The sequence below is a fragment of the Marinomonas gallaica genome (assembly GCF_049821165.1).
Classification (GTDB): domain Bacteria; phylum Pseudomonadota; class Gammaproteobacteria; order Pseudomonadales; family Marinomonadaceae; genus Marinomonas; species Marinomonas gallaica.
The window spans coordinates 30182-54121 of record NZ_CP187511.1; the positions used below are offsets into that span (position 1 = coordinate 30182).

25 protein-coding genes are annotated in these 23940 nt (G+C 46.0%); 5 read left to right on the forward strand and 20 right to left on the reverse strand.

The window, feature by feature from the left end; all coding sequences use genetic code 11:
- Positions 1-2 precede the first annotated feature (2 nt).
- The 12 genes from carA to nrdR all read right to left on the reverse strand — a co-directional run bounded on the left by carA (position 3) and on the right by nrdR (position 9282).
- Complete coding sequence (gene carA / locus ACPUEK_RS00125; RefSeq protein ID WP_425641851.1) at positions 3-1133, reverse strand: glutamine-hydrolyzing carbamoyl-phosphate synthase small subunit; 1131 nt, start codon at positions 1131-1133, stop codon at positions 3-5.
- Between the two features lie 250 nt (positions 1134-1383).
- Complete coding sequence (locus tag ACPUEK_RS00130; RefSeq protein WP_067030325.1) at positions 1384-1935, reverse strand: DJ-1 family glyoxalase III; 552 nt, start codon at positions 1933-1935, stop codon at positions 1384-1386.
- A 3-nt stretch (positions 1936-1938) separates the two neighbouring features.
- The gene (gene rimI / locus ACPUEK_RS00135; RefSeq protein WP_425641852.1) at positions 1939-2406 is read right to left on the reverse strand and encodes a ribosomal protein S18-alanine N-acetyltransferase; all 468 of its coding nucleotides are present in this window, start codon (positions 2404-2406) and stop codon (positions 1939-1941) included.
- Positions 2407-2413: 7 nt separating this feature from the next.
- Positions 2414-3217 carry a hypothetical protein gene (locus tag ACPUEK_RS00140; protein ID WP_425641853.1) on the reverse strand — a complete coding sequence of 268 codons (804 nt, stop codon included), beginning with the start codon at positions 3215-3217 and terminating at the stop codon, positions 2414-2416.
- Positions 3218-3323: 106 nt separating this feature from the next.
- The gene (locus ACPUEK_RS00145; RefSeq protein WP_067215249.1) at positions 3324-3809 is read right to left on the reverse strand and encodes a phosphatidylglycerophosphatase A family protein; all 486 of its coding nucleotides are present in this window, start codon (positions 3807-3809) and stop codon (positions 3324-3326) included.
- Positions 3810-3825: 16 nt separating this feature from the next.
- Positions 3826-4776: a thiamine-phosphate kinase gene (gene thiL, locus ACPUEK_RS00150; RefSeq protein WP_417506644.1), complete on the reverse strand. Its 951-nt coding sequence runs from the start codon at positions 4774-4776 to the stop codon at positions 3826-3828.
- A gap of 66 nt (positions 4777-4842) precedes the next feature.
- Positions 4843-5325 (reverse strand): transcription antitermination factor NusB, encoded by a 483-nt coding sequence (gene nusB, locus ACPUEK_RS00155; protein ID WP_425641854.1) that lies wholly within the window; start codon positions 5323-5325, stop codon positions 4843-4845.
- Positions 5325-5804: a 6,7-dimethyl-8-ribityllumazine synthase gene (ribH, locus tag ACPUEK_RS00160; protein WP_067094894.1), complete on the reverse strand. Its 480-nt coding sequence runs from the start codon at positions 5802-5804 to the stop codon at positions 5325-5327. The genes nusB and ribH overlap by 1 nt, the downstream gene beginning before the upstream one ends.
- Positions 5805-5820: 16 nt before the next feature.
- Positions 5821-6960 carry a bifunctional 3,4-dihydroxy-2-butanone-4-phosphate synthase/GTP cyclohydrolase II gene (gene ribBA, locus ACPUEK_RS00165; protein WP_067030310.1) on the reverse strand — a complete coding sequence of 380 codons (1140 nt, stop codon included), beginning with the start codon at positions 6958-6960 and terminating at the stop codon, positions 5821-5823.
- Between the two features lie 34 nt (positions 6961-6994).
- Positions 6995-7663 (reverse strand): riboflavin synthase, encoded by a 669-nt coding sequence (locus ACPUEK_RS00170; RefSeq protein ID WP_425641855.1) that lies wholly within the window; start codon positions 7661-7663, stop codon positions 6995-6997.
- The gene (gene ribD, locus ACPUEK_RS00175) at positions 7663-8805 is read right to left on the reverse strand and encodes a bifunctional diaminohydroxyphosphoribosylaminopyrimidine deaminase/5-amino-6-(5-phosphoribosylamino)uracil reductase RibD (protein ID WP_425641856.1); all 1143 of its coding nucleotides are present in this window, start codon (positions 8803-8805) and stop codon (positions 7663-7665) included. The genes ACPUEK_RS00170 and ribD overlap by 1 nt, the downstream gene beginning before the upstream one ends.
- Positions 8806-9282 (reverse strand): transcriptional regulator NrdR, encoded by a 477-nt coding sequence (gene nrdR, locus ACPUEK_RS00180; protein ID WP_067030298.1) that lies wholly within the window; start codon positions 9280-9282, stop codon positions 8806-8808.
- 160 nt (positions 9283-9442) lie between these two features.
- On the opposite strand from nrdR, the gene ACPUEK_RS00185 reads away from it, so the two are divergent.
- Together ACPUEK_RS00185 and ettA are read left to right on the forward strand one after the other, a co-directional pair.
- Positions 9443-10348, forward strand: a complete 906-nt coding sequence (locus ACPUEK_RS00185; RefSeq protein WP_067215261.1) for a DMT family transporter — start codon at positions 9443-9445, stop codon at positions 10346-10348.
- A 121-nt stretch (positions 10349-10469) separates the two neighbouring features.
- Complete coding sequence (ettA, locus tag ACPUEK_RS00190; protein WP_425641857.1) at positions 10470-12131, forward strand: energy-dependent translational throttle protein EttA; 1662 nt, start codon at positions 10470-10472, stop codon at positions 12129-12131.
- Between the two features lie 56 nt (positions 12132-12187).
- On the opposite strand, the gene ACPUEK_RS00195 is transcribed toward ettA, so the two are convergent.
- The 4 genes from ACPUEK_RS00195 to ACPUEK_RS00210 form a co-directional block, all read right to left on the reverse strand.
- Positions 12188-13354: a PIN domain-containing protein gene (locus ACPUEK_RS00195; RefSeq protein WP_425641858.1), complete on the reverse strand. Its 1167-nt coding sequence runs from the start codon at positions 13352-13354 to the stop codon at positions 12188-12190.
- A gap of 24 nt (positions 13355-13378) precedes the next feature.
- The gene (locus ACPUEK_RS00200; protein WP_425641859.1) at positions 13379-13783 is read right to left on the reverse strand and encodes a type II toxin-antitoxin system HicB family antitoxin; all 405 of its coding nucleotides are present in this window, start codon (positions 13781-13783) and stop codon (positions 13379-13381) included.
- Positions 13784-13796: 13 nt separating this feature from the next.
- Positions 13797-14000, reverse strand: a complete 204-nt coding sequence (locus ACPUEK_RS00205) for a type II toxin-antitoxin system HicA family toxin (RefSeq protein WP_425641860.1) — start codon at positions 13998-14000, stop codon at positions 13797-13799.
- 136 nt (positions 14001-14136) lie between these two features.
- The gene (locus ACPUEK_RS00210; RefSeq protein ID WP_425641861.1) at positions 14137-15519 is read right to left on the reverse strand and encodes an MATE family efflux transporter; all 1383 of its coding nucleotides are present in this window, start codon (positions 15517-15519) and stop codon (positions 14137-14139) included.
- A gap of 120 nt (positions 15520-15639) precedes the next feature.
- Between ACPUEK_RS00210 and ACPUEK_RS00215 the strand changes: the two genes are divergently transcribed.
- The gene (locus tag ACPUEK_RS00215; RefSeq protein ID WP_067030285.1) at positions 15640-16536 is read left to right on the forward strand and encodes a LysR family transcriptional regulator; all 897 of its coding nucleotides are present in this window, start codon (positions 15640-15642) and stop codon (positions 16534-16536) included.
- A 129-nt stretch (positions 16537-16665) separates the two neighbouring features.
- On the opposite strand, the gene ACPUEK_RS00220 is transcribed toward ACPUEK_RS00215, so the two are convergent.
- A complete protein-coding gene (locus ACPUEK_RS00220) occupies positions 16666-18279 on the reverse strand; it encodes a methyl-accepting chemotaxis protein (RefSeq protein ID WP_425641862.1) in 1614 nt (537 codons plus the stop codon).
- Positions 18280-18487: 208 nt separating this feature from the next.
- On the opposite strand from ACPUEK_RS00220, the gene ACPUEK_RS00225 reads away from it, so the two are divergent.
- Both ACPUEK_RS00225 and ACPUEK_RS00230 read left to right on the forward strand, forming a co-directional pair.
- Complete coding sequence (locus tag ACPUEK_RS00225; protein ID WP_425641863.1) at positions 18488-19714, forward strand: DUF2868 domain-containing protein; 1227 nt, start codon at positions 18488-18490, stop codon at positions 19712-19714.
- A 3-nt stretch (positions 19715-19717) separates the two neighbouring features.
- Entirely contained in the window at positions 19718-21085 is a 1368-nt protein-coding gene (locus ACPUEK_RS00230) for a DUF3482 domain-containing protein (RefSeq protein WP_425641865.1), read from the forward strand.
- Here ACPUEK_RS00230 and ACPUEK_RS00235 read toward each other — a convergent pair.
- The 3 genes from ACPUEK_RS00235 to ACPUEK_RS00245 form a co-directional block, all read right to left on the reverse strand.
- Positions 21082-21801, reverse strand: coding sequence for a 1-acylglycerol-3-phosphate O-acyltransferase (locus ACPUEK_RS00235; protein ID WP_425641867.1), 720 nt, complete (start codon positions 21799-21801; stop codon positions 21082-21084). The two genes, ACPUEK_RS00230 and ACPUEK_RS00235, sit on opposite strands and share 4 nt — an antisense overlap.
- 74 nt (positions 21802-21875) lie before the next feature.
- On the reverse strand, positions 21876-22826 hold the full coding sequence (rlmF, locus tag ACPUEK_RS00240) for a 23S rRNA (adenine(1618)-N(6))-methyltransferase RlmF (protein ID WP_425641868.1): 951 nt from the start codon (positions 22824-22826) through the stop codon (positions 21876-21878).
- A gap of 77 nt (positions 22827-22903) precedes the next feature.
- Entirely contained in the window at positions 22904-23839 is a 936-nt protein-coding gene (locus ACPUEK_RS00245) for a LysR family transcriptional regulator (protein ID WP_067215283.1), read from the reverse strand.
- Positions 23840-23940 lie beyond the last annotated feature (101 nt).

Genomic DNA, 23940 nt, shown 5'->3' on the forward strand with positions numbered 1-23940 from the left:
GCTCAGGCTTTCGTTGCTTTGATGTTGTCAATGAACTGATCAAACAATGGTGCCACATCATGTGGACCAGGGCTCGCTTCAGGGTGACCCTGGAAGCTGAACGCTTTTTTATCAGTACGCGCAATACCTTGAAGAGAGCTGTCGAACAAAGATTTGTGAGTCGCTTCAAGATTCGCTGGCAACGTCGCTTCATCGACTGCGAAACCGTGGTTCTGGCTGGTAATCATGACACGGCCAGACTTGATGTCTTGCACCGGATGGTTTGCACCATGGTGACCAAACTTCATTTTTACGGTTTGAGCACCGCTTGCCAATGCAAGCAGTTGGTGCCCTAGACAAATACCGAAAACGGGGATTTCAGTTTCTAGGATTTCTTTGATCGTATTGATTGCGTAATCACATGGCTCTGGGTCACCTGGGCCATTTGACAAGAAAACACCATCTGGATTCATGGCTAGCACGTCGCTCGCCGGTGTTTTCGCAGGTACCACTGTCAAGCGGCAACCACGCTCAACCAGCATACGCAAAATGTTCGTTTTAACACCAAAATCATACGCCACAACGTGGAATGGGAATTCGCTAGGTGTTGTGTGACCCTTTACTAAATCCCACGTAGACTCAGTCCACTCGTAAGATTTTTCAGTGGTCACTTCTTTGGCTAAATCCATGCCTTTCAAACCAGGGAAAGCTTGTGCTTGTGCAACAGCTTCCTCTTCGTTAATGCTATCACCAGCCATAATACAGCCAGCTAGAGCACCTTTCTCACGTAGAATACGCGTAAGTTTACGTGTATCAATGTCCGCAATACCTACAACGCCTTTACGTTTAAGGTAGTCATCTAACGTCTCTTGTTGACGCCAGCTGCTAGAGCGTAGAGGTAAATCACGGATAATCAGGCCCGAACACCAAATTTGGTTAGACTCTTCGTCTTCGGCGTTAACGCCAGTGTTACCAATATGTGGGTAGGTCAACGTGACCATTTGTCGAGCATAGGAAGGGTCGGTAAGAATTTCTTGATAACCGGTCATAGAGGTGTTAAATACAACCTCTGCGGTTGAGGAGCCATCTGCCCCGATCGACACCCCTCTGAATATCGTGCCGTCTTCCAGAGCAAGAATCGCTGATGTTGCCAAAGGAACCTCCCGTTAAAGCCTATTTTAGGTTGCAAAAAAGCGAGGTAAACTCGTGGCCCACCTCGCTTTCATAAAATTTCGCTGATGTCGTCGCCATAACTACTGCTTTTTATGAGTTGCCGCGACTAAATAAATCTGATCAATTTTACTCTGATATGGTATTTTCGTCCAGACAAAACACAACCGCAAACTATAAAGTTTGTCGATATTTACGACTTTTCAATTGACCATTTAGACAAGATTAAGTGTTTTAACACAACAAGCCTTGCGCCACTTCTTGTGTTTTCTCAATTCCTTCTAAGTTCGCTAGAACCGCCAGAGAAAACGCCATTGCCATTGCGGGACCTTGCCCAGTGATCACATTACCATCCATTACCACAGGTTGGTCGGCAATGTATTCTGCCCCCGTCAAACCCTCTTCAAACCCAGGATAACAAGTCGCTTGTTTATCTACGACAAAACCATGTGTTCCAAAAACAACGGCTGGTGATGCACAGATAGCGGCTAAAAGGGCATCTTGGATATCATGTTTTTCCAGCATATCAATTAATAACTGACTGTCTCGTAGATGCTCAGCACCCGGCATACCGCCAGGCAGAACAATAGCATCAAACATTTGCTCAGCTACATCCGTCAACAACACATCAGCAACGATATTCGTTCCATTGGCGGCCTTGACCTGCTTCTCTTCATGTACGCTTGCTACGGTCAAATCGACACCACCACGACGTAGCACATCGATAATGGTGATCGCTTCAATGTCTTCGCTGCCGTTGGCAATCGGTACCAGTACTGTCGTCATGAACTATCTCTCTTCTTTCAGTTTGCATGTCATGAGCACGGCATGTTCATGACCGCCCTCAGCTAATGGGTAATAGTTTTTACGTGAACCAACCTGTTCAAAGCCAAACTGCTGATATAAAGCGATCGCGCCTTGGTTCGATTCACGCACTTCTAACAAACCTTCTACACATTCTTGTTCTCGCGCCCAAGCTAACCATTGCTGCAACAATCGTTTACCTAATCCTTGGCGGCGTCTCGAGGCATCGGTGACTACTAACTCTAGTTCAGATTGGTCAAACAGAACAGAAGCCGTTAACCAGCCCACAAGATGCGGTCTTTCAGTACACGCCAACACCCAGTTCTGTCGACTCTGGAGCGCCTCCCTAATCAAGCTATCACTCCAAGGATGCGGGTCAGATGAGCGCTCTAACGCACAAATCGCCTCAGCATCAGATAACGTTGCCTCGCGCAACACATATGAATTCGTCATATACACCTTAGCGAAAGCTCGATTGCATGATCTTCCAAGCCTCTTTACGCAACTCAGGAATGCGCAACATCTGCGGTAGACTGTCTACTTTAGCGTTTGGCATCAGTTTTAAAGCATGATCATCAGGCAAGGTCTCAAAGAACTGACTACATTGCTCACCCGCTAAAATGATCCATTGCGGGGTTTGTCCTGCAAGCTGATTACTCAAGAATTGCTCAAACCCACCAAGAGCCCAATCTTTTCGCCCAATTAGATAACGGTTTTTTAACTTCCCAGGCCAAACAAACTGTCCACTGCTCCAATCACTAATATCTTGTTTCAACAATGCCTTAGCAAGGCTTATCGCCAGTTTGTCTAATGCTTCAGGCTCGTTAAATGAGCGCGGCAAATCCGTCAACAGCAACAGTCGTCCCGCCAACAAATACCCATTTAATTGAACGGAAGTAGGCAAGCCTTGTACCGTTTCAGGCAACGCCACAGTAGGAATAGCTATCGTCTCTTCTATGGGCTGAAGATCTTCTACAATCACTTCAGGCGCCGCACCGAGCTGACGACGTAAATCTGCGACTGATGCGTCTTTCTGCTGCGGCGCAACGGCCAGTGCAGGCGGCTCAACGGCTCTAAAAGAAGCCCCATCGTCGACAGCAGGCGCAATCGTTTGCACACCGTCAGCACGCAGCCAAGGCTGCGGCGAGCGAAAAACCTCGCCATGAACAGGTGATGTGCCATGCATCCAACTCACCACTCCTAACTCATTTAGGCTGTGCGTTTGGAAGGCTTGATGATGTGACAATTCACGGGACAAGTTCATAGCACCTTAATAGATCAATAATGAAGGGAATTATACGCACTTGCAGTGAAGGGTGCCAAACAAAGAAAGCCAACATAACGTTGGCTCTTCATGCTTTATATAGGTACTAGCCGATAAGCTTAACAATACCCTGCAGCGCAAAGAACGCCATGATACCGGCCAATATGTCATCAAACATAATGCCAAAGCCACCATGAATATGCTTGTCTGCAAGTAAAATTGGCCAAGGTTTCCAAATATCAAAAATGCGGAATAAGATGAAGCCTAAAATGATGTAGCTCCACCCCTCTGGTGCCATCCACATGGTGATCCAAAAACCAACAAATTCATCCCATACAATACCGGCATGATCATGTACACCAAGATCTGAGGATGTTTTGCCACAGATATAGATGCCTGCCAATGCGGTTACCATCAGCATAATAAAGTAATCACCAACGGCCAAATCCTGCATCAACAAATACAAAGGAATGGCCGCCAACGTACCAAAGGTGCCTGGCGCTTTGTCAACAGTGCCTGAGCCACAGCCAAATGCTAAAAAATGTATGGGGTTGCGCCAAACTGTATCCGGCACAGGATGCTTATCAGCCATAACGATTCTCTGAATATTAAAAATGTTGCCAACCAGACGCTTCACCGTCAAAGCCTTCTACATCAAAACCTGATTCGGTTATTTCACCAATACGCGTGCAAGGTAAATGCAAGGTCTGCAAGATTAACTGAACCTCATCGCGTGCGCTTTGCGGTGCAGTAAAACACAGCTCGTAGTCGTCGCCGCCCGTTAAGGCTAATACGCGTGCATTCTCAGGTTGCCATGCTAACAGTACATCCGATATCGGCAACGCATTGATATCAATTCGAGCCCCTACACCTGATGCTCGCGTAATATGCTGTAGATCTTGTCCAATACCATCAGAAACATCCAGCATACTGTGCACTACTCGTTTGAGCGCCATGCCAGCAATTAAGCGTGGCGTCGGACGCCAATAATGCTCATAGAAATGATCAAAACGATCGGCATTCACATGCAGCTCCCCCGTCACAATAGGCACTGCAGCGGCCGCATCACCTAATGTTCCTGTGACGTATATATCATCGCCCACTTGAGCCTGGCTACGACGCGGCGTTAAGTCTTGTTCTACATAGCCATGCACTTGCAAGGTAATCGTTAATGGCCCTTTGGTCGTATCTCCACCGACTAATAACAAGCCGATTGGCTCCGCTAATTCCGCCATACCTTCAGCAAACCCAGCCAACCATTGAGGGTCAGATTCTGGCAAGGTTAAGCCAAGCGTAAAAAAGGCGGGTTTAGCGCCCATCGCCGCAAGGTCACTAACGCAGGTCGCGACAGCACGATAACCAATATCGACAGGGTCAGCATCAAATGGAAAATGACGCCCTTCAACCAAGGTATCCATAGAAAAAACGAGACTCTGACCTTCCGGCACCTGCACCTGAGCACAGTCATCACCTATCCCCAGAAGGATATCGTGACGCCCTTCCGTATTGGCCATCATTGAGGACTGAAAGATCGAGCGAATTAACTCAAACTCTTGCATAGCATTTCCTAGGCTATATAAAAGAAAAGCCATCAAAGGATGGCTTTTCTCGATACAGTAATTGGCTTACTTGTTAGCGTTCCGACGTGCTGCGATTTCTTCGCGGCGCACTCGTTGTGCCAATTTGTCCAAAATACCGTTTACGTACTTATGACTTTCGGTTGCACCGAACGATTTAGCTAACTCAACACCTTCGTTGATCGCTACTCGGTAAGGCACATCTAAGCGCTCAGACAATTCAAAGCTACCAATTCGCAAGGTCGCCAACTCGATGGCATCCAACTCAGAAAGAGAACGATCTAAGAACGGCTCAAATAGCTCATCCAGCGCTTTGGCTTTAGACGATACGCCGTAGACCAACTCACGGAAATACGTTTTATCGCACGTAGACATTTCATGATCCACAGCGAACTGAGCTTCGATCTCGTTCACAGGAGACTGGTTCATTTGCCACTGATAAAGCGCCTGTAAAGCAAAAGAACGAGACGCGCTACGCATTTGTGAGCGAGAAGGTTTTTTAGGCTTTTTAGCCTGTTCTTGATCACTCATTATTTCTCTTCCAAATTACGTAATACAGCAACAGTTTCTAGAGCAGACAAGGCAGCTTCACCGCCTTTGTTACCAGCTTTTGTACCAGCACGCTCAATCGCTTGTTCAATTGTATCAACCGTCAACACACCAAACGATACAGGAATACCGAATTGCAGTGCCAATTGGCCTAAACCTTTCACACATTCACCCGCAACGTATTCGAAATGAGGTGTGCCGCCGCGAATCACGGCTCCCAATGCGACGATAGCATCGTATTGATTTTGTTCTGCGACTTTCTTCACAACAACAGGAATTTCAAACGCACCAGGTGCGTAAATCACTGTGATATCTTCTTTCTTGATACCATGGCGAACTAGGGTATCGATGGCGCCTTCTTTTAAGCTTTCAACGATGAAGCTGTTAAAACGGCCAACGACAAGAGCAAACTTTGCTCCAGGTGCTGCGAAATGACCTTCGTAAGTCTTAATATCGCTCATTTTTTGCCTCTAAACTTTAAACTAGATCGGCACTAACAGGCGTGCCCTTGTATGGAATAAATTCCACGGCTTCTAAATCAAATCCTGTGACAGAGAATTTTCGTGGTGAACTAAGTAAGCGCATTTTGCCCACACCTAGATCACGTAGAATTTGAGACCCCGTCCCAACGGTCAAGTACGTACCTGAGCCGCTTTTATCCGAACCTTTGCCCGCAGGCGGGTTCAGTGTCGCCGCAAAACTCTCCGCTAAATCACTCGGGCGATCTAACGTATCGACTAATACCACGACACCTGAGCCTTCTTTGGCTACATATTCTAACGCCCCTGACATTGACCACTTTTGCTCAGTTTCATCTGAGATGATCCCAGCAATATCACGGGCAGGGTCACGCACGTGTACACGTACCACAGTCGGAGTGTCAGGAGAGATATCACCTTTCACAAAAGCCATATGGCTTAGGCCCTGTACCGTGTCACGGTAGGTGATCAGATTAAACTCGCCCACTTCCGTCTTGATCGTTTGTTCAGCTTCACGCTGGACAGTCGCTTCGTTCAGTGTGCGGTAATGAATCAGGTCGGCAATTGTACCAATTTTTATGCCATGTTTCTCGGCAAACTTTTCTAAATCTGGACGACGTGCCATGGTGCCATCATCATTGATCACTTCAATAATCACTGACGCGGCTTCATAGCCTGCCATACGCGCTAAATCACAACCTGCTTCCGTGTGACCCGCTCTCGATAATACGCCACCAGGCTTCGCCATTAACGGGAAAACGTGCCCAGGCTGGACAATATCAGACGGCTTCGCATTGGCGGCAACCGCACGCTTCACTGTCAAGGCACGATCCGCTGCGGAAATCCCCGTTGTCACACCCTCAGAGGCTTCAATAGACAATGTAAAATTGGTACTGAACGCCGCACCATTTTGGTTAACCATCAAGGGTAAGTTCAGCTGTGCACAACGCTCTGGCATTAACGTTAGGCAAATTAAACCACGGGCATGAACCGCCATGAAGTTAATGATTTCAGGAGTAATACATTCCGCTGGTACAATCAGGTCACCTTCATTTTCACGATCTTCGTCGTCCATCAGGATGACCATTTTGCCTTGACGCATGTCTGCCAAGATTTCTTCAATGGTATTGATTGCCATGCTACTTCACCTTTAAATTCGATTTAGAGCGTCCTTATCGACGCCCCATAAACCCATGTTCAGCCAAAAACGCCTCGCTCAGCGTCGATTCTTTGCTGGGCGCAGGTGCGGATTGTAGTGCAATCAATCGCTCTAAATAGCGTGCGATTTGATCCACCTCCACGTTAACCTTTGTTCCAACAGTATAAGCCGACATAATTGTTCCATCCGCGGTATGAGGCACAATACTGAGTTCAAACTCATGTGCCTCGAGCGCTGTCACAGTTAGACTGATACCGTCCACACAAATTGACCCTTTAAGTGCAATATAGCGCATTAATTCAGGCATTACTTTGACACGATAACGGATACTGCGTGCATCAGGCCAAATTGCACAAATTTCCCCAATCGTATCCACATGCCCACTCACCAAGTGACCACCTAAACGCGATATCGGCTGCAGTGCTTTTTCTAAGTTAACTGTTTGACCAACCTGCCAATGCCCTAATGTAGTATGGGCCAACGTTTCTGAGGATACGTCCGCCCAATAGCTGGCACCTTCCAAACGCGTCACCGTTAAACACACGCCATTCGTTGCAATGCTATCGCCTAGCTTCACATCACTCATGTCTAATGACTCGGCGTGAATCTTGAGCGTTAAATCACCACCTTTTCGCTGCAACTGAGCGACTCGCCCAAACCCTTCAATGATGCCTGTAAACATTACGCGTCTTCACCCTCATCACGGTATTGAGGCTGGTACACTAACTTGATGTCTTGACCAACTTTCGTCATATCTAACAAGTGTAGGTCAACAGCATCCGACATGCTTTCTAACGGCAAGCTGACCAAAGGACGAGCTTCAGAGCCCAGTAACTTTGGCGCCATATAAATGACAAGTTCGTCGACTAGACCAGCATCTAAGAATGCACCAGCCAAGACCGCACCAGTTTCAACCAGTACTTCATTGATTCCGTCATCGGCTAGTTGCCCCATCGCTTCAACAAGGTCTAAACGCCCATCGTCTGCAAGCGGCAAAAAGCGCACATCGACTTTTTTCTTTTGTAACGTTTTCAGATGATCCGGTTCAATTTCTTCTTCATCACAAAACACCAACACTTCGTTGGTTGGGTAGAGAATCTTCGATTCCGGCGGAATCGACAGCGCGGTGTCTAAAATAACGCGAAGTGGTTGACGTACTGTTTTTGTATCGGCCTCTTGGTCGTTAGGATCGATGCGTACCGTCATGCTTGGGTTATCCACAATGACCGAACCAATGCCCGTGACAATCGCAGAGCTTTGCGCTCGCAAACGTTGTACGTCTTGGCGCGCCGCAGGGCCCGTGATCCATTGACTTTCGCCGGATTCCATCGCTGTACGACCATCAACACTCATGGCCAACTTCACCCGAATAAACGGCAAGCCTTCTTCCATGCGTTTGATAAAACCTGGATTCAAGCCACGACACTCCGCTTCCATAACGGGTCCAATGACTTCGATACTGGCTTGTTCAAGCATTTTCAGTCCATTGCCTGCAACTTCAGGGTTAGGATCCTGCATGCCATACACAACAGACGTCACGCCCGCTTTAATTAACGCTTCGGCGCAAGGCGGTGTGCGACCGTGATGACTGCATGGCTCTAATGTGACATACGCTGTGGCACCTGAAGCAGATTCCGTCAGATTCGCCAACGCTTGAACTTCGGCATGCCCCTCTCCGGTTTTCAGGTGAAAGCCTTCACCGATCACTTGATCATTTTTAACAATGACGCATCCGACTCGAGGATTTGGGTGGGTCGTGTATAACCCTTTACGCGCCAATTGCACAGCACGAGCCATATACGTTTGATGATTTTGCTGTGCCATTTATTTCTCCTCAGAGGGGGTGGTGGCGCTGTTTTCTAAGCGCTCAATTTCTTCACGGAATTCACTGATATCTTTAAAACTTCGATAAACAGAAGCAAAACGCACATACGCCACTTGATCAAGGCGCTTTAACTCTTCCATTACCGCTTCACCAATAATGCGAGACGGTAATTCACGTTCGCCTGTGGCTTGTAGCTTCTCTTTGATTCGGGTGATCGCAGTTTCGATCGCTTCAACACTGACAGGGCGTTTTTCAATGGCTTTAACAATACCGGAGCGTAATTTATCTTCATCAAACGACTCACGGCTGCCATCACTTTTGATCAACCTCGGCATTTGAAGTTCGGCCACTTCAAAGGTGGTAAAACGCTCTTGGCAGTGGCCACAAGTACGACGACGGCGGACTTGTGCACCCTCAGAGACTAATCGAGAGTCTAGGACTTTGGTATCTTGAGTACCACAAAAAGGACAACGCATACTGGTTCCAATGATTGGGAAAATTTCGTACGATGGATGCCAGTTTTAAATGGCTGGTAGTGACAACAAATAATACCAATCCCGACACTTATTGGCTACTCATCGACCTGTTTAACTGACTTAGCCCACTCGCTTAATATTTTCAAAACGGAGCCTTTGAATGCCTTTTGCAGAGTTATCCGGTCTCGTTGCTGCACTCTGCTGGACCATTTCCAGTTTAATGGCCCCCCGCTTAATCGAAAGCATGGGCACGTTTCGATTTAATACCTGTCGTATCACCCTTGCCGCCATACTATTGTGCTCAATAAGTCTGTGGCGTTTTGTTTCTTGGGACACGCTGGGGGACTACCTACCACTTCTCATTTTATCCGGCGTCATTGGTATCTTCATTGGCGATAACTGCTTGTTTAGCGCCGTTAACAGAATTGGGCCGAGACGTGCGGGCATTCTCTTTGCCATGAACGCACCTTTCTCTATTTTGTTGGCGTGGCTTTTCTTAGATGAGACATTATCTATTGTCGAATTGCTCTGTTGTGGTGTCGTATTAATTGGCGTCATGATTGCCATTTTATTTGGCAAACGCGGCCAGACCCACGCGTGGGAAAGCACCAAGGGGTCACTTGGCCTAGCCGTCAGCATAGCTCTGATCGCGGCCTTGTGCCAGGCAAGTGGCGCATTACTCGCTAAACCTGCACTATTAGCTGGCGTTGATCCTGTGGTGGCATCTGCCGCTCGTGTCAGCGCCAGCGCCCTATGCCTGTTAATCGCCTATCGTTTGTACTTTTCCAAACGGATGCCTCAAGGCAACACTCCTTTGCAACAATTCCCTCTTAATCTTTGGCTACGTTTAGCGGTGGTGGCGACCATTGGCATGGTCATTGGTATGAGCGTTTTAGTATGGGGCGTCGCAAATGCGGACGTCGGCCTAGTAACAACATTATCAGCTACCGTTCCTGTCTTAATATTGCCCGGACTATGGTTGACGACCAAACAACGCCCCGCGCCGGGTGCGTGGTTAGGTGCCTTGTTAGTTGTATTTGGCGCGATGGGAATTATTCTGCATTAAGCGTTGTTGTGCTATGCTTAGCTCCAATTTTACACCACCTTCTCGGGTGTTATCGCCCCCGATCGAAGCGTTGGTAAAGCGTTCTCTTTTTCACTTAACAACTTAGGACAGACATAACCTTATGGCACAGTTTGTATACAGCATGAACCGCGTTGGCAAAGTCGTACCGCCAAAACGCGAGATTCTAAAAGACATCTCTCTGTCTTTTTTCCCTGGCGCAAAAATTGGTGTACTTGGCTTAAATGGCTCAGGTAAATCGACACTGCTTCGCATCATGGCCGGCGTTGACCAAGAATACATTGGTGAAGCACGTCCTATGCCAGGTTTGAAAGTCGGCTACTTGCCTCAAGAACCTGAGCTAGATGAGACAAAAGACGTTCGTGGTATCGTGGAAGAGTCTGTTGCAGACGTAAAAGATGCCTTGGTTCGCCTTGATGAAGTATACGCTGCCTACGCTGACCCAGATGCCGATTTTGATGCGCTGGCGGCAGAGCAAGCCGAACTTGAAAACCTGATTACAGCCAAAGACGGCCACAACCTTGAGCGCGCTTTAGAAGTGGCGGCCGATGCATTGCGTCTACCACCATGGGAATCAAGCGTAGCGCATCTATCCGGTGGTGAGCGTCGTCGTGTGGCCCTATGTCGTCTATTGCTAGACAAGCCTGACATGATCCTTCTCGACGAGCCAACCAACCACTTGGATGCCGAATCTGTGGCGTGGTTAGAACGCTTCTTGAAGGATTACCCAGGTACTGTGGTAGCGATCACCCACGACCGTTACTTCCTTGATAACGCCGCCGGCTGGATCCTTGAGCTCGACCGTGGTCACGGTATTCCATACGAAGGCAACTATTCGTCTTGGCTGGATCAAAAGAACGCGCGTCTTGAGATGGAAGCGAAGCAGCAAGCCTCGCACAACAAAGCCATCAAGTCTGAGCTTGAGTGGGTGCGCCAAAATGCGAAAGGTCGTCAGTCTAAGTCCAAAGCACGTCTAGCGCGTTTCGAAGAAATGAACTCGAAAGAATTCCAAGAGCGTAACGAAACCAACGAATTGTACATTCCGCCAGGACCTCGTCTTGGTAACAAAGTCATTGAGATCGAAAACGTCTCGAAAGGCTTTGATGGTCGCATGTTGATCGAAGACCTAAACATGACACTACCACCAGGCGCGATCGTCGGGGTTATCGGCGGTAACGGTGCAGGTAAATCAACACTGTTCAAAATGATCTCAGGCGCGGAACAACCGGATTCTGGTAGCGTGACCTTGGGTGATACCGTACAGCTGGCATACGTTGACCAAATGCGCGAACTAAACGGTGATAATACTGTGTTTGAAGAAATTTCAGACGGTCAGGACATCATCACCGTTCACAACTGGAAAGTGCCATCACGCGCTTACATCGGCCGTTTTAACTTCAAAGGCTCTGATCAACAGAAGCTTGTGAAACACTTGTCTGGTGGTGAGCGTAACCGTCTGCACTTAGCCAAACTTCTGAAAGAAGGCGGCAACGTCTTGCTATTGGACGAACCGACCAACGACTTGGACATTGAAACACTGCGCGCCCTAGAGGAAGCTCTATTGGCATTCCCAGGTGCAGCGATTGTGATTTCCCATGACCGTTGGTTCCTTGACCGTGTCGCAACACACATCTTGGCGTACGAAGGTGACTCGAAAGCCGTATTCTTCGAAGGTAACTACCAAGAATACGAAGCCGACTACAAGTCCCGTACTGGTAAAGACGCGACACCAACACGTATCAAATACAAACGTATCGACGCCTAATCTTCAGGGTTATCCGTTTAGATACCAAAAAGCCGCTTCAAACGAAGCGGCTTTTTTTATAAATATTTAAAAGATAACTTTGACACTTCTAATTCAGCACTAAGTTCACACTTATTAGCTCCTAAATACTCTAAATGAGTAGCTATCACAGCAGCCTCTTGCCCTTCCCGTATCCCTCTTATTATTAGAGTACAAGATATCTCACTTTGAAAAACCCCCTTCATATGAATCTCTGAATAATTCAAATGATTATTTTCAAATGAAATTTCTTTTCCATATTCATAACTTAGTTTTTCATAGTCTTCTTCACCCCCAAAAGCATGAAGCTCAGAACAACACTCGATCGAGAAAGATACACTATAGTTATTATTACCTAGATATTCAGATGACTTTATGAATAAATCGCCACCATTCTCAAAATACAAAATTTTAGCTTGAACGGCTTCCTCTTTAAATTCAGAAAAAACATCTTCAATTTCATAAGGAAGTTCAATCCGATCATAATAGAACTCATAATTAAGAATATCTTCTTTTTGATATTCACTAATATAATTCTCTAAACATACAGCAGATTTTGTCGTTGAAAGGAGATGCAAAATCTCATTTGTTTTTTTATCTTTACTATTTAAATCTTCTAACTTTTGGCTAAAAACAGGGTCAGAAAAAAGATCATTCAATGAATTTTTAACTGAACATTGTTCTATTTCACTACAAACACTAGCCAAATGTTTGTCTTCAGTTATCACGATAACAGGATATTCCTTTGAGACTTTTTTTATACAATCAAAAATAACTGCATCAGGAAAATCCTGTCGTCTTTTTTTCTCTTTAAACGCCCCTCTTCCAGAAAAGTAATCATCAAAAATCTCAGCAATAGATGTGTTTTCAATCTTATATAATTCAACGCCTTCAGAATTAAGAAAATTCTCTAAGCTTAACCCAATATCACTTATAGCATTTTTTATACGAATATCAGTTGAAGAAAATACGAATTCGTCCCCACACACCTTAGTATTTCTTAACTTCCTAAAATCAGACTGAATACTTTCACGCAGTGCTTCCGCCTCAAGCACCCTTTTAGTCAAATATTCTTTAGCCACTACTTCCGGAACTATTATTTTCACATCTCCCGATTTTACGAGTCTCAGCAGCATTTGCATTCTTGAGGAATCAGTCCGCTCACTATGATAAATATTAGTATCTAAAATAATTCTATAAATCATAAAAATTCCATTTCATTTGTAAGTTCAAATCAAATTCAACACTTTTTTCGATGCCTCAGCCAAGAATCCTGAACGGGATTTATACTTGGGGTTGGCAGCCACGACTTTATCAATCTTGGTAATCAATAAATGTGGCAGGGTGACATTGATCTTTTCGCTTTTGCCCAGCAGTGGGGTGATATCCACATTTACAATGGCCCATACACCGTCGTGGTAATCAGGATTTTCTTTAAGAGCTGCGATAGGACTGGCGACAGGAACGTCTTCACCCTCTTCAAGCATCAGCTCTAAATGGCAAAAGATCGCTTCTTCAGCCATTTCGAGCGCCTCGTCAAAGGTATCACCCGCTGAGAAACAGCCCGGAATATCAGGCACGGTAACGCCATAACTCACGCCATTATCTGTATGCAATACAATGGGATATTTCATCGTCTTTCACCTGTTAACCTAACTGAGCTTGCTTTTTGATGCTGTTGAACGTGCCTAGCGGCAAATCTTTCTTAGGATGCGGTACAGTGACCGTACCTTTCTTTACTGGGTGCCTGAACTGCATATGACTTCCTTTTACTCGTACTTGTTGCCATCCATCATTTAGCAACATCTGAATCACTTCTCGACTCTTTATTAGATCATTCCTTTGATCCATTATATTTTAAATATAACCCCAATAACCCTAAAATTCCAGCTTAATTCTTTTACAGCTGATATTCTATTCTCAATGTATAGACAGAAAAAAGCCGCTTCATTTGAAGCGGCTTTTTTATTACACAGAAGCACGTAGGCTAACTAAGATGATTCGTCAGCGTCATGTCGTTTACGTTTTCATTGTGATGCTGCGCCTTTAAGCTTTTCAAGTTCGTCAATAGCATTGGCAATACGATTGCAGTGAAGGCAACATTTGATAACGGTACGGCCAACCATACGCCTTCGATTCCCCAAAAATGCGGCAAGATTAACAAAAACGGTAGCTGCACGATCATGTTGCCGACTGAGACAAACAAAGCTTGGGCACTTTTCCCCACGGCGACAAAGTAAATCGATGCCATAAATAAGAAGCCGTCTAGAAACAGCGCCATCAAATGCAAACGAATTCCAACTTTAGTCGCGTCAATCAATGCGTCATCGGCATTGGCAAAAAAACCAATAAAGAATTCAGGGAATAGATTTAACACCATGACGACAAGCACACCGGAGCCGACCGTCACAGAGAACGCTAACGTCACTGTTTGGATGATTCGTTGGTATTGTTTCGCCCCTAAATAAAAGCTAACAGGCGGTTGCAAGCCACTGACGAGACCTTCAGCAAAGAAGTAATAACAACCGGCCAAATAACCAACAATGGCAAACGCTGCAAGCTGAGTGGTATTGCCATACTCCAAAAACATCCAGTTATGCAGAGCGATGATAAAACTCAGATAGACGAACATAACCAAGTTCGATGAGCCAAGTTGCACTACACGCTTCGCAATAGAGAAATCAAACTGGCCAAACGATAAAACGGTTTTTGCGTTTGGCGATGTGAAATACCTTAAACACAAAACGCAGGTTGCGAACTGAGCGATCAAAGACGCGATTGCAGCGCCTTTCAATCCCATACCTAACGGCCCCAAAAAGACGTAGTCCAAGACGATATTTAAAAGCGCACCCACCACAATAAACAGCGTAGATAAATTAGGGCTGTCGTCATTGCGCACCAACATAGGCATGGCGCTGGCGCCAATCGAAATAAAAGCACCATAAGACATGATCTCAACGTACTGCCAACTGAGCGTCAAGGTGTTTCCCGTTGCTCCTTGTAGGTGCAGGCCGCGCTCACCAAAAATAATAAACAACACGCACGCTAACAGTCCTATGCCGACGACTAAATACAAAGCTGTGGTTAGCGTCGTTTGAGTGGCAAGAAGATTCTTTTCACCACGGTATTGGGACAACACACTGCCGCCACCCATACCAATCATTAGGCCAAAACCCATGATCAAGCCTAATAATGGAATCGCCATATTGATACCGGCTAGGCCTTCACTGCCGACATACTGCCCGACGAAGACGCCATCAATAACCTGATATAAACCACTGGCTAACATAGCGACGATAGAAGGTATAGCGAAGCGCCAAAAGGCTCGCGCGACTGATTTGGGCATCTCGCTTGATGTTTCTGCTGACATTACGCCCTCTCCTTTATGTAAAAGTAGGCGAATAATATGACAAATTGAGATATAAGAAAGTCAGTTACCATCCGGTTTTCGGATAGATTTAACCCTCAGAAGGCTGATTTGGAGAAGCATATGAACTGGACGCTCGATCAACTGCTGGCGTTTGTCACCGCCGCCGAATTAGGCTCTTTTTCTGCAGCAGCAAGAAAGCTAAACAAGGCACAGTCACGCATCAGCAGCGCCATTGCTAATTTAGAATTGGATTTAGGGTTTGAGCTATTTGATCGGCGCTCGAAGTTCCCCGTGCTCACGCCTTTAGGAAAGGAAATGCTCCCCGAAGCACAGGTCATTCTGATTCAATGCTTACGCTTGGAGTCAAGGGCGTTAACGGCCGCAGGCCAAGAGCCAATCTCATTGCGTATTGCCATAGACGAAGCATTGCCTTTAGAAACCATTCACACGATTTTCCCACAATTTGGAGACACCTTTCCCAACACACACCTGGTCATCACCAGTGGCTCTCAAGATGATATCGCCATCGCTATCTCACAACGTAATGCAGACATAGGCCTAATGATCAGTAACCATGCATTGCCTACTAAATTACAGCTGCACCCGCTTGGCGCGTTAAAAAAGGTACTCATTGTCGGTAAAGCGCACCCTTTAGCAGGAAGAGACACCTTGAGTTTGGCGCAATTACAGCAATACCGGCAATTCGTCTTATGTAATCGGTCAGGGGAAAATCGCGAGCAAGCCTTGAGCCCCGATCATTGGGACATCGACAGCTACTATCTGATTTGCGAGCTGGTCACACAGAATCAAGGCTGGGCCATTGTGCCGGAGCACATCGCCAGTGCGCATTGGTTTTCTGAAAAAATAAAAATGGTTACGAGCAATGCACTCCCCGAACACCATATGGACGTCGGCATTGTTACTTTGATTGAAAGTCCTACATCCAAACTCACCGACTGGATTATTGAACAAATGCGCCAACTGATGTCAACGCCCCCACAAGGCAAGGGTATGTGAGGAGAATAGTTGTCGTATATGTCATCCCTTATTATATTATTTAAGTGTTTTAGCTCTCTTGCTGGCAAAATAAAAAAGCCGTCTATTCAATAGACGGCTCTTGTTAGATCGATAAAGCATTAATGAAGGTTACACTTTGAAGCTACCAACTTGACGATCTAATTCTTCGAACAAATCACTGATTTGCTTAGATTGCGATTGAACCAAGTCAGAAACCGCCTGCACTTCATCTGTCTGCGTTTGCATAGAAGATAGGTTTTCATTGATTTCGCCAGAGACAGTGGACTGCTCTTGGGTGGCTTGCGCTGTTTGCGCTGCCATCTCTTGAACTTTAGCAAACGACTCTTCAAGGGAACCAAAGATTCGAATCACTTCGTCGAAGTTCGATACCGTAGTATCGGCATTGTTACGGCTGTTTTGGATCGCACGCGATGAATCCTGCACGTTGACTTTCAACTGATCAATCATGGATTCAATTTCATTGGTGCTGTCTTGAGTACGAGTTGCCAGTGTACGTACCTCATCGGCAACCACAGCGAATCCTCGACCTTGCTCACCTGCACGCGCCGCCTCAATCGCTGCATTCAATGCCAACAAGTTGGTTTGCTCTGCAATATTGCGAATGACTTCAAGCACCGATGCAATGGCTTCCGAGCTTTTCTCAAGTTCCGTTGCACGTGAAAGGGCTTGCTCAATATCACCGACCAAACTGTCGATCGCCGACTGGGAGTTATTTACCGCTTTAATACCCTGATTCGTCAACTCACTGGAATTCTGTGCTTCACTGGCTGTATCGTGTGCTACACCTGCCATTTGTTGGTTTGACATACTCATTTCATGAGCAGCACTGACAATAGAGTTAGACGCGTTGACAAGCGTAGTGGTTACGCTAGCGGTGCGATCTGAGGCGTGATTAAGATCCGAGGTCATGCCGCCAAGTGAATGCGCCTGCTCACGAATACTGCTAATGATGCCACGTAGTTGCTCAACAAAGGCATCAAATTCCTGCGCCAAATCACCTAATTCGTCTTTTGCTGTCGAGTTAATACGCTGTGTTAAATCACCATCACCTTCGGAAATTTCTTTGATACGAGCCGCTAAGTTCGACACGCGATAATGTAAACGTTTTGGCACAACATAACCAAAGCCCGCAGCAATCAGTAGCGCGATAATAATAAAAATCATCTCTATAAATTTAAGGCTGTCAATTTTTTCTTCGGCTTGTAATTGGGCCTCTTGTGCTCGGTTATCAACCGCTTCACCCGCCACATCTAACACATCACGAATCGCTGAAAAGCTCGCATCCGCTGTAGCCATCGCGGTACTGAAGTCTTGACCAGACTGTGCCTGATTGAGCAATGTTGCTTCATCCGCTTTCCACTTTTTAAACAGAGCATCAAAATTGGAAAACTGTTTAACAAGCTGAGGTTCACTGGCGAGCGTTTTACGATAGGCTTGGAAGCGATCCGCTACCTGTTGCGCGTTGTCTTTGAAATCCGCCAAGTTATCGGCGGCACTACCTTGACCATTGATTAGATTTTTACGTGCCACTAACGCTTGATAAATATCGCGGTCAGCATTTAACACTAAACTGCTTGCAGCAAAGTAAGCTTCAGCCTGCTTTTCCATATGATTTTTACCTATATCAATGATTGACATAGATGAGAAAAACACGGTTATCAGTATAATGGCCAGCAACGCTATCGGCGCGGTCACTTTGGTACGAATGGAGTTTAAACGCATAACGGATCCAACCTTATCTAATCACCTGAATAGCTTGATAGTAATGTAGCGCCAATTAAAGGAGCAATTCTCTTTAACAATTGCATACAGTTTACGCTTTATAAGTAACAATTCGCCAAACCGTTACACACATTGTTAGACTCCGCTGATACACATCACTAACAAAAAAGAGCCAAGTCGTGAATGCACTTGTTTGGGATATCTGTTAATGACACTGAAAAAAAGAGAACAACAGGCGATTTTGCAGAGCCTAAAGCAAAATACCTCGGCTAAGATAACAAGTACTTCTCTCTTAGAAAGCTACACTAAAGTCGTAAGTCTCGCCAATTCTTTGCAAATTGCGCTCATAGTGTTGTTTGGTTTACTCGGCGCTATGGCCGCCCCGATTGCCTTTAATAGCAACGATCAGCAACAACTCAATATTTTTTGGTTGTTACTTATACTGCTAGGGACACATTTCCTCAGCCTGTTTATTTGGCTAATCGGTTGTTTAAAAAGAACTAACGTTTCTGCGAACCACCATTGGTTCAATGTTTTATTAAGTAAACTGGGGCGGACAATGCGTCTCCCCAAAGAGGTCATTGAGGCATTTTTAACGCTGCGCTTTGGCTCCTCTGCTGGAACGTGGGGCGTCGCTCGCTTGCTGCATTGTTGCTGGACAAGCTACCTATTGGGCGGCTTACTCAGTGCTGTATTGTTCCTAATGACCCATCAAGTACATTTTATCTGGGAAACTACATTGCTGACGCAACAGGATTTTCATAGTCTAACTCAAAGCATTAGCACGCTCCCCAGTTGGCTTGGCTTCCCTGCACCAAGTGCCGCCGATATCGCTTTCAGCCAAGTAGGCATTGACCAACAACCAGAGGATACGCGAAAAACTTGGGCCATTTGGGTACTGGCCTGCGTGTTTATTTATGGCGTTTTACTTCGCCTCATGTTGGCTGTTCTTAGTCACATCCTATACCACCAAAAACGCACCGCAGTATGGCATTCATACACTTCGAATAAACCACTCACGGCTCAAGTAAGCAGCCAAATTGTCGATCCAGCACCTACAAATCAGTCTGACTCACAAATAGCGCCACCTCGACCGCTGGAGTCCGCCGAACAGCGCTTAACAACGCTTGATCAGATTTGTTATTTGTTTGAATGGAGTAAGAGTGTTCCCACTGATGCATTAAACGGATGTAATGCCGCTTCGCTTAACAATGCAGAACAACAACAGGCATACCTCCAGCATCCAAGTGATCATCGTGCCATTATCATTGATGCAGACATCAGTCCTGACCGCGGCAGTTTACGTTTTTTACGTCAGGCCAATGCGACAACTGAATCGTTTTACTTACATGGCAATGCATTCGTTCAAGTGTGGAACCAAGCATTACAAGAACGAGCAATTGCGCCACATAAGATCATTCATTTAAAGGATTAACCGATGCCTATTTCATTGCTTATCGTGGGGCACGCGAATACCGGTAAAACATCATTGATAAGGACCATGATTCGCGATCATGGTTTTGGTGATATCCAAAACTATTCCGGTACCACACGCCATGTGGAGAAAATTGCGCTGACGCTGAATCAGGCGCCAGTGTTGGATCTGATCGACACACCAGGATTTGAAGATTCCATTGGTCTTTGGATGACTCGTTCCGCCCCCAGTTATAAGACGCTTACTCCCGATCAATGGTTAACAAACGTTACACAAGACGCTGCTTTACAAGCAGACTTTGATCAAGAATTTAAAATCCTCAATCAACTGAAACAGTGTGACATCATTCTTTATGTGATAGATCTGCGCCAAGCGCCTTTAGGTAAGTATCTTGATGAACTGTCCATTCTGGCGTGTGCCAACAAGCCCATCGTACCGATATTGAATTTCTGTGACGCCGAACACAACCATGAGCAAGCTTGGCGCCAATGCTTGGCAGAGCGACAACTTCATGCCCATGTACGTTACGATACCGTGGCGTTTTACTTGGCCGATGAGCGTAAGCTCTATCAAACCCTGCAAAGCTTAGCACCCGATCATTACAACACATTACAAGCGCTAATGAAGCAACGCGAGCAGGATGCGGCACAGCGCCTACAATCGGCACAAGAGGCGCTCGCTAAAATGCTGTTGCATTGCGCGACCTCGCAATACATATGCCAAGCCCAAACACCCACCAATAAAGAAACCCAACAGTTTGAAAATAGTATTCGACAACAAGAGCAAGCGTTCATCGCCCACTGCTTAGCACTTTACGATTTTCGTGACCAAGATGTCGCATTGGATGATTTAGCGTTGCAAGAAGGCCAATGGCAACAAGATCTTTTTGATGCCGACACACTAAAAAGCTGGGGCATCAATACCGGCACAAGTGCCGTCACAGGTGCTGCGATAGGTGCGGGTATTGATATATTGAGTGCAGGACTTACCCTAGGAACGGCGACCACACTTGGGGCCATTTTAGGCGCTGGCGTGCAAACTGGGCGCTCGTTTAAAACCACCCTACTTAACAAATTACGTAAGCGTTCTGTTCTCGCTCTCACACCCAATAGTTTAACGGCCATGATGTGGCGCGGTTGTCAGCTTATTTCGCATTTGCATCATCGTGGTCATGCTGCACAGCAAGCTTACCGTGGCGAAGCCGAAACCATAGTTAATACAAAAGAAGTCGCGCGCCTAGAAAAGCTGTTTCGTCGCTTGCTTCAAAGAACCGAATGGCACCAGCAGCAACCGCTCCCAAACCACCCCCTGATCACTGAGTTACAACAAGAGATAGAACACGCTATTCCCAACGATGCAAAGGCGGATTAAAGCAGCGCTAACTCATCATCGAGCTCTTGTTGCTTTGCCTGCATAAGAGCTTCGCAACGACTGACTAGTTGAGGAATGTCCTGCTCTGTCAAGCCATCTGTATATATCGGATCCATGACCTCTACTTTGGCATGGCCGTTATCAAAGCGATTGAGTTTGACCTTATTGTGGGTGGAACTGCAAACAACAGGGATGATTGGAACGCCCGCTTGTATCGCAGCATAAAAGGCACCACGTTTAAAAGGTAACCAGCCACGACCACGACTGCGTGTTCCTTCTGGAAACATCCAAATAGATAACCCTGTGTCGCTCATTTTCTCAACGATTTGACCTATCGTCGCGATGGCTTTGTGACGATCATTGCGCTGAATTAAGAAATTACCCGTCGCCCAATACAACCAACCAAAAAATGGCAGCCATTTAAGCGAACTTTTACCGACAGTAACCGTGCCATGCGGCACCACATGAGAAAACGTAAACAAATCAAAGTTATTCTGATGATTCGCAATATAAACCCCTTGTTTCACATCTAGGGTTTTGTATGAAACATGCTTCTGAACACGCAACCCAAACAGTCGAGCAACCGGCGCAAACGCTTTGGCGATGAAATACACGCGGTCTTTTGAACGCCCTAAAAATAGACACATGATTAAACCACCTGCGGTGACCAGCAGGATTAAAAAAAACAAAACCACTAACCGGACTAATGCGATCATAAGTACACCTTTTTATCGCGCCAACCTTTTTATTTTAGTTCATAGACTGTACGTCTAACGAAACAATGAGACGATTATTTGCGCCAGCGTGTGTCACGCCAAAAATCCACTTGCGCGGGCTCTAAAAAGCTCCACGCAACAAATCGACTGATCTTCTGTCCTTGCGCCATTTCTATGGTTTTCACTTGTACCGCACCAGCTGATTCTAAGGCACGGTAGATTACGGGCAGATTTTCTTTACGAGCGACCAGGCTGGTGAACCAGAAACAACGATCTTTATAAGACATGCTCTCCTTGATCATGCGAGTGATAAAGCCGGCTTCGCCACCTTCGCACCATAATTCAGGTCCATGTCCACCAAAATTCAGCGTACTTTTATTCGACTCGCCTTTTAAACCACGCCACTTGCGCTTATTCTCAGACGCCATCGCACTTTCACTGCTGTGAAACGGCGGGTTGCATAATGTCACATCAAACAGATCTTCTGTTTGCCAAATGCCATCAAAAATCTTCTGCGCATCGATCTGCTGACGTAAAACAATGCGCTTTTTAAGGCAAGGGTTTGCAGTGACAACTGCTTGTGCGGCACTAATAGCAATCGGATTTACATCTGTACCAACAAACTGCCAGCCGTATTCTTGTGAGCCAACAATCGGATACACGCAATTAGCCCCAGCACCGACATCTAATGCTCGCACATTGCGTCCACGTGGTATTTGGCCTTCATTGCTGTCCGCTAACAAATCAGCGAGGTAATGAATGTAGTCAGCACGACCAGGGATGGGTGGGCACAAGTACCCTTCAGGAATATCCCAAAACAGAACCCCGTAAAAATGATTCAGTAATGCTCTATTTAGCGCTTTTACCGCATTCGGGTCGGCAAAGTTAATCGTCTGACTGTCGTATTGGTTTAGCTGAATATAAGGCGCAAGCTCAGGGCACGAATCAGCCAACAACGAGAAGTTGTAGCGCGCGCGGTGAGGGTTACGAGGATGTAGCTTTAGCTTATGCTCTTTTTTCGACATGCGTTATGTTAGCCAATTGGTGTATACATTGCGTTAAGAGCTCTATTTTAAAGGCTTTTCACACGAACTAACAAATACTACTGCGCAACAGGGTACGGGATCATATCTTGAACGACACCAGAACACAGGTTTCTGAGCCAAATTCCGCCAGGATCTTGGCTTTGCTCTGAAGGCCATGACAAATAATAGTTCACTGGGGGGAAATCATAAGGCAATGGCTTAATCATCAAACCAAACTGATCCTGAAAGCGCAATGCGAGTAACTGGCTAGTGCTAAACAATAGCTCAGTTTTACCAACCGCTTCTAAAGCCGACATAAAATACGGCGTGCGCAATGTATAACAACGCTCTTTTGCTCGCTCACCTAACGCCGATTCGCTGTAGACTTGGGTACTGCCACCTAAAGTGACAAGAACGTGATTATACGACAAAAACTCGTCCAAGCTGATCTGCTCTTGATCTGCTAAAGGATGATGATTAGACATAATACAGCCGAACTTTTCCTGCCCTAACACGTGCTTATCGAAGCGTGATGGCAGCTGCACATACTCACTGCACAATACCGCATCGACGGTCTGGTTTTCAGTTCGCAATAAACTGTTTTCGGTTACCAAGCTGGTTTCAAGCGACGCATTCGGCGCCAGCTGATAAAACCGCTCCGCGATGGTAGGCATGTAAGCCTGGGCTTGATAATGGGACGTCTGCAAACGAAACACACGCTCCGACTTACGCGGATCAAACTCACGTTCATTGTTTAAGCCATTCATTTGTTCGAGTATTTGACGTAATGGCATTTCTAGCGCCAGCGCTTTCGTCGTCGGCAACATGCCCTTATTGGTTCGTATGAACAAAGGGTCGTCGAATGCTTCACGCAAACGACTCAACGTACGGCTCATGGCAGGCTGACTTAGATACAGTTTGGTAGCCACTCGCCCTACATTTCGCTCTTCAAGTAAGTACAACAGAGCGGTTAGCGTTTTGATATCTAAGTGCATCATCGCGGATGACAGCATAGCATTTTCCATAAAACGAATAATAATTAAAAGTATTATGCATTGGATAAAAATCCAAAACTAGCCCACTCTTTAATCCTTATTGTTTTGCTTCACAGAAG